Source organism: Kitasatospora sp. NPDC001664 (genome assembly GCF_053596675.1).
Genome location: NZ_JBSFGS010000001.1, coordinates 20,348 through 33,480, shown reverse-complemented (window position 1 = coordinate 33,480; position 13,133 = coordinate 20,348). Strand labels below are relative to the sequence as shown.

Annotated in this window: 11 protein-coding genes; 7 read left to right on the top strand and 4 right to left on the bottom strand. The window is 72.8% G+C overall.

Features of this window, described 5'->3' with window-relative positions; genetic code table 11:
* Positions 1 to 13: 13 nt before the first annotated feature.
* Together ACWCYY_RS00170 and ACWCYY_RS00165 are read right to left on the bottom strand one after the other, a co-directional pair.
* Entirely contained in the window at positions 14 to 466 is a 453-nt protein-coding gene (locus ACWCYY_RS00170; RefSeq protein ID WP_345279254.1) for an SPW repeat protein, read from the bottom strand.
* Positions 467 to 549: 83 nt separating this feature from the next.
* A complete protein-coding gene (locus ACWCYY_RS00165) occupies positions 550 to 1,512 on the bottom strand; it encodes a DNA glycosylase AlkZ-like family protein (RefSeq protein ID WP_449794602.1) in 963 nt (320 codons plus the stop codon).
* Between the two features lie 159 nt (positions 1,513 to 1,671).
* Here ACWCYY_RS00165 and ACWCYY_RS00160 point away from each other — a divergent pair, with 159 nt between their 5' ends.
* The 5 genes from ACWCYY_RS00160 (at position 1,672) to ACWCYY_RS00140 (ending at position 8,339) form a co-directional block, all read left to right on the top strand.
* A complete protein-coding gene (locus ACWCYY_RS00160) occupies positions 1,672 to 2,955 on the top strand; it encodes an ALF repeat-containing protein (RefSeq protein ID WP_449794601.1) in 1,284 nt (427 codons plus the stop codon).
* Between the two features lie 99 nt (positions 2,956 to 3,054).
* On the top strand, positions 3,055 to 4,362 hold the full coding sequence (locus ACWCYY_RS00155; RefSeq protein ID WP_449794600.1) for a cytochrome P450: 1,308 nt from the start codon (positions 3,055 to 3,057) through the stop codon (positions 4,360 to 4,362).
* 77 nt (positions 4,363 to 4,439) lie between these two features.
* Positions 4,440 to 5,948, top strand: a complete 1,509-nt coding sequence (locus ACWCYY_RS00150; protein WP_449794599.1) for a DUF4246 domain-containing protein — start codon at positions 4,440 to 4,442, stop codon at positions 5,946 to 5,948.
* A 122-nt stretch (positions 5,949 to 6,070) separates the two neighbouring features.
* Positions 6,071 to 6,616, top strand: coding sequence for a PadR family transcriptional regulator (locus ACWCYY_RS00145; protein WP_345279264.1), 546 nt, complete (start codon positions 6,071 to 6,073; stop codon positions 6,614 to 6,616).
* A gap of 22 nt (positions 6,617 to 6,638) precedes the next feature.
* Positions 6,639 to 8,339: an acyl-CoA dehydrogenase family protein gene (locus ACWCYY_RS00140; RefSeq protein ID WP_345279267.1), complete on the top strand. Its 1,701-nt coding sequence runs from the start codon at positions 6,639 to 6,641 to the stop codon at positions 8,337 to 8,339.
* Positions 8,340 to 8,446: 107 nt separating this feature from the next.
* Here ACWCYY_RS00140 and ACWCYY_RS00135 read toward each other — a convergent pair whose 3' ends face one another.
* On the bottom strand, positions 8,447 to 9,805 hold the full coding sequence (locus ACWCYY_RS00135; protein WP_380150530.1) for a M28 family metallopeptidase: 1,359 nt from the start codon (positions 9,803 to 9,805) through the stop codon (positions 8,447 to 8,449).
* Between the two features lie 307 nt (positions 9,806 to 10,112).
* Here ACWCYY_RS00135 and ACWCYY_RS00130 point away from each other — a divergent pair, with 307 nt between their 5' ends.
* A complete protein-coding gene (locus ACWCYY_RS00130; protein WP_449794598.1) occupies positions 10,113 to 11,915 on the top strand; it encodes a multicopper oxidase family protein in 1,803 nt (600 codons plus the stop codon).
* An 81-nt stretch (positions 11,916 to 11,996) separates the two neighbouring features.
* Complete coding sequence (locus tag ACWCYY_RS00125) at positions 11,997 to 12,803, top strand: alpha/beta fold hydrolase (RefSeq protein WP_449794597.1); 807 nt, start codon at positions 11,997 to 11,999, stop codon at positions 12,801 to 12,803.
* 76 nt (positions 12,804 to 12,879) lie between these two features.
* Here the strand turns inward: ACWCYY_RS00125 and ACWCYY_RS00120 are convergent, their stop codons facing one another.
* Positions 12,880 to 13,071 carry a hypothetical protein gene (locus ACWCYY_RS00120; protein WP_345279273.1) on the bottom strand — a complete coding sequence of 64 codons (192 nt, stop codon included), beginning with the start codon at positions 13,069 to 13,071 and terminating at the stop codon, positions 12,880 to 12,882.
* Positions 13,072 to 13,133: the final 62 nt, after the last annotated feature.

Sequence of the window (13,133 nt, the reverse complement as noted above, 5' to 3'; positions counted from 1 at the left end):
CAGATACGGCTGTTCAGCCTCCGCTCGCCATCCCTCGGCGGCTCATCACACCCGCCGCCATCGACACCGCCGCCATGCCCAGACAGACCATCAGGCCGCCGGTGATGACGTTGGTCAGGATGGTCCGCCGGACGGCGTCGGTACCGGCCGCCGCCCACGGGGCGATGACCGTCCAGGCGCCGATCATGGTCGCGGCCCAGGCGCGGGCGTGGGTGCGCTCGTACCCGGAGCCGTAGCCCGCCATCAGCGCGGCGAACGCCAGCCCGAGGACCAGATTGCTGACCGTCAGGCCGGAGAAGCCGGAGAACCCGACCACCCACGGGGAGATCGCGAGGAACAGACCGGCCGCCACGGCCAGGGCCTCGACGGCCTGGGCACGGGGAGTGGAGACGATCCGCTCGTAATGGTCACGCATCTCCAAGATGTCCGGATGGTGCTCCATGCTCATCGGAAGCTGGGTCGACACCGGGACCACCTCCTTAGCTCGCGACTTGACAGGCGCCTGCTCACTACCCATTCTGTGCCGGAATTAACGGATTTGTCCGTAATTCATCCGAGGAACTCCTCGACCGCCCCGGCCTCCGCCGCCCAGACCTCCTCCGGCAGCGGCTCGAACGGCTCCACCACCGGCCGCCCGTCCTTCCCGCGCGCCCAGATCCCCCGCACCCGGCCGTCCACCACCAGGGCCGGCCGCACCACCCCGCCGCCCGCGTTCACCCGCTTCGCGAAGCGCTGATCCAGCATCAGCGAGCGGTCCCGGTAGCCCAGCAGGAAGTTGTCGTACGCACCGAGCAGCCGGACCAGCGGCTCCCCGGCGGCCGGCGCCCCTGCCGTCGCGTACAGCCCCTCCCCCACCTCGGGCAGGCCCGCGAAGGCACGCTTCCCGAGCACCTGCGGCAACCCCGACCACGCCGCGAAGTCCGCCACCGAGACCGGCCCGAAGGCCGCGACGTACCGAGCCGCCAGCTCGGCGGCCGCCGCCTCCGGGTCGGCCTCCCCGTCCCGCGCCGGGAGCGGGACGTACCCCGGCTCGCGCGGAGCCACCTCGGCGCCGCGGCAGAGCAGCCCGCGCCCGGCCAGGTACGCCGTCAGGTGCGCGGGCGCCTGGCCGGTGGGCTCCACGCCGACGCCGCGCCCGTTCAGCCGCGCCACCAGCTCCGCCCGGCTCAAGGGCTCCGTCAGCACCTCGGGCAGCGCCCCCTCCGCCCTGGCCAGCAGGTCCTCCGTCAGCCCCAGCTCCCGGCGCCGCCGGGCCCCGGCAGCGATGTTCCGCTCCCCGAACAGCGCGATCAGGGAAGGGAGTTGAGCGGCCGGCACCAGGTGCAGGGTGCCGCGCATCAGCCAGCTCGCCGCCACCTCCCCGGCCGCGTACGCCCGCTCCACCGCCGCCGCCCCGGCCAGCCCGCGGGCCCGCAGCCCGAGCCGGGCGGCGGCCGCGTCCTGCGCCTGGATCCCCGGAGCGCGGGCGGCGATGTCGGATACCGACCCCCCACCGCCGAACTGACTGTGCATTCGCCACCGGAGAAACGCGTCGTCATCGATCACGCCCCCATTCTGCGGCCGGGCCGGGGCCGGGCGGAGTTTGACGAAAGCGTGTTCGTACGGAGGGTTTGGTGCTAGTACGATCAAGCTGCCTGACTTGACCATGTGTTTGCACTTCCGGGGGACCTGTTGAACATCCGTCGTTCGCTCGCCACCGCCGTTTTCCTCGCGACCGCCGCCGCACCCGTCGCCGCTGCCGCCCCCGCCTTCGCCGAGGGCACCCCGGCCGGACTGGAGCAGATCGACCAGGCCGGCGCCACCGTGGCGGACGAGGAGAACATCGCCACCATCAAGGCCCTGCTGGTCTGGCCGAACGACTACCTGCTCACCGCCCCGAGCAAGTACCTGCGCGACCGCGTCGCCGCGGCCCTCGCCGGAACCCCCGAGGGCCGCGCCGAGTTCGTCGCCAAGGAGATGGCGCAGCTGCGCATGTCCGACGCGCGGGTCGCGATCGTCCGAACCCTCAACGGCGCGGGCCCCGTCCTCCAGAAGGCCGCCCGGGCCGCGTTCGACTCGCACGACCTCGAGACGTTCCGCGCGTTCCTGGAGACCGGCCAGTACGTGGCCCGCGCCGAGGACGAGAACCGCGCCAAGCTCCAGAAGATCATCGACGACCTGGTCACCGGCCAGGGCGTCCGCGAGGGCGCCCGCAAGGCCCTCGCCGGCACCGCCGCCGACGTCGAGAAGGCCCTCAACGGGGGGCTTTCCGGGGCCGCCGAGCACGACGACCGGATCCTGCTCATGCAGATCCTGTCCGTTGGCGGCCCGGCGGTGCGGGACGCCGCCAACAAGGCCATGTCCGGCACCATCGAGGACGTCCGCCGGTTCCTGAAGGTCGGCCAGCACGTGGCCCGTGCCGAGGACGAGAACCGCGCCAAGCTCCAGAAGATCATCGACGACCCGGCCACCGGCCAGGGCGTCCGCGAGGGCGCCCGCAAGGCCCTCGCCGGCACCGCCGCCGACGTCGAGAAGGCCCTCAACGGAGGGCTGTCCGGGGCCGCCGAGCACGACGACCGGATCCTGCTCAGCAACATCATGTACCGCGGCGGCCCGGCAGTGCAGGACGCCGCGAACAAGGCCATGTCCGGCACCATCGAGGACGTCCGCCGGTTCCTGAAGGAGGGTCAGTACGTGGCCCGCGCCAAGGACGAGGCCAACGCCAAGGCTGCCGCCGAAGCCGAAGCCGCCAAGAACAAGCCCACCACCGGCACCACCGTCGTGACCCCCGCCACCGACACCACCCGCACGGTCACCCCCACCGCCGTGACCGACGGCCAGCCCGTCGCCGGCGGACGCCTCGCCTACACCGGCACCGACGCCCCCCTCGGCCAGATCGGCGCCGCCGGCGCCGCAGCCGTCGCCCTCGGCGCGGGCGCCCTCATCGCCACCCGCCGCCGCACCAACCAGTCCTGATTCACGCTCAGCACGGCCCGGTCCCGGGAGGGGCCGGGCCGTGCTGCGTTTCCGGGGCGGGCCGGGCTCGTTGGGTGGGGTGTGGGCGACTCTCCGTTCGTGTCCGGGCCGCGTGGGCTGCCGTTGGTGGGGTGTCTGGCGGGGTTCGGGCGGGATCCGCTGGGGTTCCTGGAGCGGCTGCACCGGGAGTACGGGGACGCGGTGAGCTGGCGGTTGGGGCCGCTGCGGATCCTGTCGCTGGCCGATCCGGCCGCGATCGCCGAGGTGCTCGGGTCGGAGCTGGACCACGGGGTGCTGGACATCGGGTGGATGTTCCGGCAGTTGGTCGGGGACAGCGTGATCCGCAGCGAGGGCGCGGGGTGGCGGCGCAAGCGGGCGCTGGTGCAGCCGGCCGTGCGGCCGCGGCAGGTGCGGGCGTTCGCGCCCGCGATGGCGGAGTGCGCGGCGGAGCACCTGGCGGGGTGGGCGGACGGCCAACGGGTGGACGTGCTGCGGGAGATGACGCTGCTGACGCAGCGGATCGCGGTGCGCACGCTCTTCGGGTCCGAGCTGGGGGCGCGGGCCGGGGCCCTGGCCGGGGCGATGACGGAGGCCGCGCACGAGATCGGGGTGGAGCTGCGCGGCCCGGGGGTGCTGCTGCCGGGGTGGGTGCCGACGCCCGCACGACGGCGGATGCGGCGGGCGGTCGGGGTGATCGACGCCGAGCTGGGGGCACTGGTGGCGGCCCGGGCGGCGAGCGGGCAGCAGGGGGAGGACCTGGTCGGGTGGCTGTTGGCTGCGCGGGACGCGCAGGGGCGGGCGCTGACGGCGCGTGAGGTGCGGGACGAGGCGGTCACGCTCTGGGCCGGTGGCCACGAGACCACGGCGACGGCGCTGACCTGGTCCTGGTGCCTGCTGGCCGGCTCCCCGGCCGCGCGGGCGCAACTGGACCGGGAGCTGGCGGAGGTCCTGGACGGGCGGGCACCGGAGTACGCGGACCACGAGCGGCTGCCGTGGACCCGACGGATCGTCAGCGAGACGCTCCGCCTCCACCCACCGGTCTGGCTGGTGCCGCCCCGGGTCGCGGTGCCGGGCACCACCGTGGGCGGGCGGCCGGTGCCGGTCGGGACGGCGGTCTGGTGCAGCCCGTGGGTGACCCAGCGGGACGCCCGCTGGTTCCCCGACCCGCTGGCCTTCCGCCCGGAACGCTGGGGCACCCCGGCGGCCGACGAACGCGCCCACTTCCCCTTCGGCGCCGGCCGGCGGGCCTGCCTCGGCGCCCGCTTCGCCCAGGTCGAACTGGTCCTCCTGCTGGCCACCCTGGCCCAGCACTTCCACCTGGAGCTGGAGGGCGACACCCCTCCCCCACTCCCCAGCCTGGTTGCCCACCCGGCCACCCCGGTCCTGGCCACCCTCCGCCGCCCCTGACCGGCCCGTGGCGGGGGTGTCCGCGCGCCGGACTATTCTTCCCGGCTACGCACACCGACCGTGAGGACCCATCAGCAGTGACCGGCCTGTCCGCCTTCCCGCTTCCCTTCCAGAGCACCACCTCCTCGGCGTTCGCGACGCCCCGGACACTGCGGGAGCTGCAGATGATGCAGTGCAGTGCGCAGTTGCGCGCCAAGCCCGCGTGGTTCGACAAGAGGAACGACGCCGACATCGCCGCCCGGTGGACGCGGGAGGCGCTGGCACAGGGCATGACCGAGGCTCAGGTGCGGTACGTCCTGGCCGAGTTGGGGCACTACGCCGCCCTGCGGGACGCGCGCACCGGCATCGAGGTCTCCGCGGTCGACGGCGTCTGGCAGTCGGACACCCTCGTCGACGAGCGGCTCAGGACCCGGCTGCGCGACGCGGTCCGGGTCCTGGAGGAGGTCCCCGAAGCGGAGCGCGACTGGCACCCCGGGTCCGACGGCCAGGTGCTGGACCTCGTCCACCCCTCCCTGTTCTGTCTGGTGCGGGAGGTGAGCGGAGGTCCCGAGCAGGCGTGGCAGAACCCGGCGAAGCACTACGCGAAGTACGAGTTCTCGGAGCGGTTCCAGTGGCTGCCCACGGACGTCGAGGTCGGCGAGGACGGAGCCGTCGCCTTCCGCTCGTACGTCAACAACGTCCACCCCGAGGAGCACCGCGCGCTGGAGTCCGTCCTGCCGGACCTCTTCGCGCGCCTGCTCCCGCTGTTCGAGAACGTGCTCACCGATCTGCGGCACCCGCGGCCGCTGCGGATCGAGGCCGACCCCTACGGCTGGTACGACTCCGAGCCGGAGTACCCGCACAGGTCGTCCTACCCCGACGACGACACCTACGCGAAGGCCCGCTCCGCCTGGAGCGAGGCGTACGACGAGTGGTCCGAGAACCGCCGCCCGATCGTCCCGGACGCCCCGGAGTTCAGCCCGCCCGCCCTGCCCGACGCCCCCGCCCGCGTCGACCTGCGGGGCCGCGGCCTCCAGGTCATCGTCAAGCTGGCCACCGTCCACCTGACCCCGGAGCAGCCCGAGTACGCCGGCGGCTCCTGGCACGTCGAGGGCATGCTGAACGAGCGGATCGTCTCGACCGGCATCTACTACTGGGACAGCGAGAACGTCACCGAGAGCCGGCTGGGCTTCCGCACCGCCCTCGACGACCCGTACTACGAGCAGAACGACGACGCCGGGGTGCGCGAGGTCTACGGCCTCCAGGACGAGGACGCCCTGAACCAGCCGCTGGGCGCGGTACCGACCCCGGAGGGCCGCTGCCTGGCCTTCCCCAACGTCCTCCAGCACCGCGTGGACGCCTTCCGCCTGGCCGACCCGACCCGCCCGGGCCACCGCAAGATCCTCGCGTTCTTCCTCGTCGACCCTTCGCAGCGGATCGTCTCGACCTCGGACGTACCGCCGCAGCAGCCCTGGTCCGCCACCACGACCATGACCCTGGAGCAGGCCGAGGCGTACCGCGAGGAGCTCATGAAGGAGCGGAAGTTCTTCGTGGACGAGCACAACGAGCAGCTCTACGAGCGCGAGTTCTCCCTCTGCGAGCACTGAGCCCCCCGACGGCGGGGAGGGGAGCCGGGTCCCGGTTCCCCTCCCCGCCGTCGGCGTGATCCGCGTCTCACCGCGGCGCGGCGGCGTTGCCTATGCAACTCGTTGCATAGCAGGATGCCCCTATGGCACTGGAGCACGCGATCCTCGTCTCTCTGCTGGAGCAGCCCGGCTCCGGGTACGAGCTGGCCCGGCGGTTCGACCGTTCGATCGGGCGGTTCTGGACCGCGACGCACCAGCAGATCTACCGGGTGCTGCGCCGGATGGAGGCGGACGGCTGGATCACCGCCCAGGAGGTGCCGCAGGACGGCCGGCCGGACAAGAAGGTGTACGCCGTGGCCGCCGACGGGCGGTCGGTCCTCGGGGACTGGCTGCGCGAGCCGGTGGAGGCCGAGACCGTGCGGCACGAGCTGGCGGTGAAGATCCGGGCCGCGGCCTTCGACGACCCGGGCGCGCTGATCTCCGAGGTGGAGCGGCACCGCACCGCCCACGCCGCCCTGCTGGAGCGGTACCTGACGGGCGAGCAGCGCGACTTCCCGAGCGACCCGGCGGAGCAGAGCCCGCAGCAGCAGCTGCAGCACGTGGTGCTGCGCGGCGGCATCGAGTTCGAGCGGATGACCCTCGCCTGGCTGGACGACGTGCTGGCCACCCTGAACCGCCTTGCCAACTGACCCTCACCCCACAGGACTTCACATGCTGTTCAACCCGAGCACGTACGACCCGAAGCAGTTCGACGACACCACCCGCCGGCTGCTGCGCGCCACCGTGGACTGGTTCGAGTCGCGCGGCAAGAAGGCGCTGATCGACACCTACATCGACCGCGCCTGGTACGGGGACTTCCTGGAGTTCGCGGCCAAGGAGGGCCTGTTCGCGGAGTTCCTGACCCCGAGCAGCGCCGACGCCGACAAGCGCTGGGACACCGCGCGGATCGCCGAGCTGAACGAGATCCTCGGCTTCTACGGCCTCGGCTACTGGTACACCTGGCAGGTCACCATCCTCGGCCTCGGTCCGGTCTGGCAGAGCGAGAACGAGGCCGTCCGGGCCCGCGCCGCGCAGCTGCTGACGGAGGGTCACGTGATGGCCTTCGGGCTGTCCGAGCGCAGCCACGGCGCGGACATCTACTCCACCGACATGATCCTCACCCCCACCGAGGACGGCGGCTTCACCGCAACCGGCCCGAAGTACTACATCGGCAACGGCAACGTGGCCGGCCTGGTCTCGGTCTTCGGCCGCCGCTCGGACGTGGAGGGCCCGGAGGGCTACGTCTTCTTCGCGGTCGACAGCCGCCACCCCTCCTACCACCTCGTCAAGAACGTGGTGAACGCGCAGATGTACGTCTCCGAGTTCCGCCTGGAGGAGTACCCCGTCCGGGCCGAGGACGTGCTGCACACCGGCAAGGCCGCCTTCGACGCCGCGCTGAACACGGTGAACGTCGGCAAGTTCAACCTCTGCACCGCCTCGGTCGGCATCTGCGAGCACGCGATGTACGAGGCCGTCACGCACGCCCACAACCGGGTGCTCTACGGCCGCAAGGTGACCGACTTCCCGCACGTGCGCCGGGAGTTGGCCGACGCCTTCCTGCGCCTGAACGCGATGAAGCTGTTCAGCGCCCGCGCGGTGGACTACTTCCGCACCGCCTCCCCCGACGACCGCCGTTACCTGCTCTTCAACCCGATGACCAAGATGAAGGTCACCACCGAGGGCGAGAAGGTCATCGACCTGATGTGGGACGTCATCGCGGCCAAGGGCTTCGAGGCGGACACCTACTTCGACAAGGCCGCGAAGGACATCCGCGGCCTGCCGAAGCTGGAGGGCACGGTCCACGTCAACCTGGCGCTGATCCTCAAGTTCATGGCCAACTACCTGTTCGCGCCCACCGACTACGCCCCGGTGCCGAGCCGGCTGGACGCGGCGGACGACGAGTTCCTGTTCCGCCAGGGCCCGGCCCGCGGCCTGGGCGCGATCCGCTTCCACGACTGGCGGACCGCCTACGACGCGCACGCCCACCTGCCGAACGTGGCCCGCTTCCGCGAGCAGGCCGACGGCCTGTGCGCGCTGCTGCTGCAGCACGCGCCGACCGCCGAGCAGGCGCAGGACCTGGACTTCCTGCTGGAGATCGGCCAGCTCTTCGCGCTGGTGGTCTACGGCCACCTGGTGCTGGAGCAGGCCGAGTTGACCGGCACCGAGGCGGACGTGCTGGACGGGATCTTCGACTTCCTGGTCCGGGACTTCTCCGCGCACGCCACCGAGCTGCACGGCAAGACCTCCACCAGCGAGGAGCAGGCCGCCTGGGCGCTCACCCAGGTGCGCCGTCCGGTGGCGGACGCCGACCGCGACGCCAAGGTCTGGGCCCGGGTCGAGGCGCTCTCCGGCGCGTACGAGATGCGGCCGTAACGGCGCACCGACCAGCGCCCCAACTGCGGGTGCGGGCCCCGGCTTTCACGCCCCGGGGCCCGCACCTCTCACCTGTCCTCCACGGCCTCAGGGACCGTCGGGTCCGCTCAGAAGGTCAGCTTCCAGCTGTTGATGTAGCCGGTGTCCTGCGCGGCCACGTCCTGGACCTTGAGCTTCCAGACGCCGTTGGCGACCTCGCTGGAGGCGTTCACGGTGTAGTCGGCGATCACGTTGTCGGCCGAGTCGCTGGTGCTGGAGTTCTTCAGGCGGTAGGCGGAGCCGTCCGGGGCGACCAGGTCGAGCACCAGGTCACCGCGGTAGGTGTGCTTGATGTCCACGCTGACCTTGAGGGTGGCGGGGGCGTTGCCGGTGATGCCGCTGACGGTGACCGAGGAGGTGACCGCCGCGCCGTTGTCGGGGATCTGCACGTCGGCGGTGTTCTCGAAGACGGTGCCGGGCAGCGGCGGGGCCTCGGTGCCCAGGGCCCAGACGGCGTAGGCGATGGAGTCGGCGCCGCGGTCCAGCGAGGTGTCGCTGATGTTGGCGCTGGTGTCGCAGGAGGCGTGGTAGCAGGCGTCGAAGGCCCGGCCCGAGGTGCCGCCCCACTTGGTCGCCTGGGCGGCCGTCTTGATCTCGTCGCCGCCGGTGTAGAGACCGCCGACCTTGATGCCGACGTTCTTGAACGGGGCGTGGTCGGAGCGGCCGTCGCCGTTGGTCTCGATCTCGGTGGGGACGTTGACGCTCGCGAAGTAGTTCTTCAGCACGCCTTCGAGCTTGGGGTCGTCGTCGTAGACGAAGTAGCCCGGGTTCGGCGAGCCGATCATGTCGAAGTTCATGTAGGCGTCGATCTTCGCCCGCTCGGCGGTGGGCAGGTTGTTGACGTAGTACTTGGAGCCGATCATGCCGAGCTCCTCCGCCCCCCACCAGCCGAACCGCAGGTGCTTGGTGGGCTGCAGGCCGGCCCGGGAGACGGCCAGCGCGGCCTCCAGGACGCCGGCCGTGCCGGAGCCGTTGTCGTTGATGCCGGGGCCGGCCGTCACCGAGTCCAGGTGGGCGCCGGTCATCACCACGTGGTTGGCGTCGCCGCCCGGCCAGTCGGCGATCAGGTTGTAGCCGGTGGCGCCGCTGCTGGTGAAGGTCTGCACGGTGGTGGTGAAGCCGGCCGCGTCCAGCTTGCCCTTCACGTAGTCGAGCGAGGCCTTGAACCCGGGCCGCCCGTGGGCGCGGTTGCCGCCGTTGGCGGTGGCGATGGACTGGAGCTGGTTGATGTGCGCCTTGACGTTGGCCACCGGGATGTCCGGCGCCGCGGCCAGGGCGGCCGCGGCCGGCGCGGGCGCCGGGGCGGCCTCTGCCAGGGCGGCGGGTGCCGCGAAGCCCGCAGTGAGGGCGAGGGCGGCGGCGGTCACGAGGGCGGAGCGGTGCGGGCGGGATCGCCGCTGGGCACGCTGCTCGGCATGCTGGGACAAGGGGAGCTCCAGATTCTGGTGGGGCAGAACGGAACGTACGGGGCCCGCCGGGCCGGGTGTCCGGTCGGCGAGGGTGTGCTGACGTGCCCATGATGATTGGGTGAAGGGCAAGAGCGCGTCAAGGGGTTCAACCACCGCTCCCGGAACGGTTCCTGACGGCCCAAGGGCCGTCCGCCCACGGAGCGCCGCGAGTTGACACGGGTCGGCAACACCGGTGACACGGGACGGCCCGGGACCGCTGCCTCATGCGACCGGGACCGTCGGGCCGCCAGGCTGGGACGTACACCGACCGACGCGGAGGCCACCCGTGCCCGAGACCACCCCTCCCCCGACCGCCGACCTGACCAAGTTCCTCGACCCGCTGCGCATCCCCGAGGTGCTCCGCCCGGGCCCCGACGGGGAGCTGACCGTCCGCCAGGTCTCCGCCGAGGTGCGGCTGCACTCCCAGCTGCCGCCCACCCCGATGTGGACCTACGAGGGCACCTTCCCCGGCCCGACCATCGAGGTCCGGCGCGGCGAGCGGCTCCGGGTGGACTGGCAGAACCGGGTCAGCACCCGGTACCCGGCCCTGGTCGGCCACCTGCCCGAGGTCACCCTGCCCCCGGCCGAGAACGAGCCCGGCATCGACCCGGCGCTGCTGAACCCCGCCGGCCCGGAGCTGCCGCCCTGGCTGGTGGTCCACCTGCACGGCGCCGTCACCGACGGCGGCCACGACGGCTGGACGGACAACGCGGTGCACACCGGCCGCTCCCAGCTCTCCGAGTACCCGAACGACCAGGCCTCGATGACGCTCTGGTACCACGACCACGCGATGGGCGTCACCCGGCTCAACGTGCTGGCCGGCCTGGCCGGGATGTACCTGGTGCGGGACGAGGAGGAGGAGCGGCTGCGGCTCCCCTCCGGCGAGTTCGAGGTGCCGCTGGTGCTCTGCGACCGCAACTTCGCCACCGGCCCCGACGGCGCCCCGACCGGGCAGCTGCTGCACAAGACCGTCGGCCCGCTGCCCTTCTGCGGCCGCTACACCCTGGTCAACGGCGTGATCTGGCCGCACCACGCGGTGCAGCCGCGCTGGTACCGCTTCCGGGTGCTGAACGCCGCCAACTCCCGCCCCTTCCGGCTGCACCTGGTGGACCAGGAGAACCGGCGGGTGCCGGGGGTGGTCTGGCAGATCGGCAGCGACGCGGGCCTGTTCGGCACGCCCGTGCCGGTCGGCGGCACCGGCCTGAGCCTGGCCCCGGCCGAACGGGCCGACCTGCTGGTCGACTTCACCGCCCTGGGCGGCCGCACCCTGCGGCTGGTCAACTCCGCCCCGGCGCCCGCCGAGGGCGAGCGGATCGGCGAGGACGACCCGGTCGGCGTGCCGGACCCGGCGAAACGGCTGCCCGACCCCGAGGTGATGGAGTTCCGGGTCGCCGAACGGGCCGACTGCGAGGAGCCGTTCGCCCTGCCGGCGGTGCTCTCGCCCACGTTCCGGCGGCTCAGCCACGACGACATCCCGCACGACCACGGGCACCGGATGCTGATGATCCACCAGACCCCGCAGAACATGTTCGAGTTCTGGGAGATGGAGGAGGTGCCCGCCGCCGAGGTGCCGCCGCCCGGCACCGTCGTGGACGGCCTGGTCCAGCTGCGCCAGGACGGCCAGGCGGAGCGGACGTACCGGCGCGTCGCACGGGAGTTCAACGACCGGCTGAACTGGCGGATCATGGAGGACGCCTGGGAGCAGTGGACCGTCGTCAACCTGGGGCCGAGGGCGCTCCACCCGGTGCACGTCCACCTGATCCAGTTCCAGATCCTCACCCGGGCCGCCTGCGACATCACCACCATGGACCGGGCGGCCGGCGGCACCCCGGTCGGCAAGCCGGTCACCTGGGGCACGCCCTCGGTGATCGAGCCCGCCGAGCAGGGCTGGAAGGACACCGTCACCGTCGCCCCCGGCGAACTCGTCCGGATCGCCGGGCAGTTCACCGGCGCCACCGGCAAGTACATGTACCACTGCCACATCCTCGACCACGAGGACGACGGCATGATGCGGCCCTTCACCGTCTCCCCGATGGCCGTGATGGCGCTCGACCCGAGCATGGGCGACATGGGCGGCCACCACCACTGACCGCCAATTCACTGGCACCCGCCCCGGGGGCTCTGTTCAGCTGGTCCGGCCCACGGCCGACCCTTCCGAACGGAGCCCCCTTTGACGACCCCTCAGGACCTGGTGGTCCCGGTCCCCGGCGGCCAGCTCTTCAGCACCCGGGCCGGGACGGGCCCGGACCTGGTGCTGCTCAACGCCGGCTCGGTGGACCTGCGGATGTGGGAGGGCAACCTCCCCGCACTCCTCCCGCACCGCCGGGTGACCAGGTACGACGACCGCTCGGTCGGGCCCCGCTCCGCCCGGGCCACCGTGCCCTGGTCCTTCACCGCCGACCTGCTGGCGGTCCTGGACGCCCATGGGATCGAGCGGGCCACCCTGGCCGGCTCCTCCGACGGCGGCCGCAAGGCGCTGGACTTCGCCCTCGCCCACCCCGAGCGGGTCGAGCGCCTGGTGCTGGTCGGCTGCGCGCTGCACCTGCCCGACCCCGACCCGGCCGAACAGGCCGACCTGGAGGCCGTGTTGACCGCCCTGGCGCCGCGCGCGGAGGCGGTGCGGCGGGGCGACCAGCAGGCGGCCGCGCTGGCCGACCTCGACGTCTGGGCACCGCGGGCGACCCCGGCCCAGCGGCTGCGGCTGGCCCGGCTCTACGCCGACTCCCCCGACTTCCTGCTCGGCACCCCCGCCGAGCCGCTGGAGCCCGCCCGCCCCGGCGTCGCCCACCTGGCCGAGGTGACGGCGCCGACCCTGGCCGCGGTCGGCGAGCACGACCTCCCGTACACCCACCGCTGTGCCGCCCGGATCGCCGCCGGCGTGCCCGGCGCGGAGCTGGTCACGGTGGCCGGGGCCGACCACTTCCTCAACCTCTCCCGGCCGGACCGCTTCGCCGAGCTGGTGCTGCGCGCGCCATGAGCGCGCGGAAGGGCCCGGCCGGGGGTGCCCGGCCGGGCCGCTCGGTACTGCTCCCAGTGGGTCCCGGAGCGCGCGCTCAGCGCACTTCGGGTTCCTCGTCCGGCTTGGGCTCGTCGTCCGGCTTGGGCTCCCCCTCCGGCTTGGGCTTGTGCGGGCGGCGCGGGATGCCCGGCCGACAGGTGATCCGCAGCGGCGCGTCGCTGCCCGGCGCGTACGTGCCCGGCACGGGACGCGGCCCGGGGATCGGCAGGGTCTTCACGGTGGTCATGCGATCGCCTCCGGTGTGGCGGCCCGCCGGGGAGCGGGTCCTCCACCACCCTGCGCCCGGAA

What these genes read in the sequence shown, in the direction of transcription:
- ACWCYY_RS00165 (WP_449794602.1), bottom strand. Translation starts at nt 1,512, where the DNA reads ATGCACAGTCAGTTCGGCGGTGGGGGGTCGGTATCCGACATCGCCGCC.
- ACWCYY_RS00120 (WP_345279273.1), bottom strand. Translation starts at nt 13,071, where the DNA reads ATGACCACCGTGAAGACCCTGCCGATCCCCGGGCCGCGTCCCGTGCCG.
- ACWCYY_RS00140 (WP_345279267.1), top strand. Translation starts at nt 6,639, where the DNA reads ATGCTGTTCAACCCGAGCACGTACGACCCGAAGCAGTTCGACGACACC.
- ACWCYY_RS00145 (WP_345279264.1), top strand. Translation starts at nt 6,071, where the DNA reads ATGGCACTGGAGCACGCGATCCTCGTCTCTCTGCTGGAGCAGCCCGGC.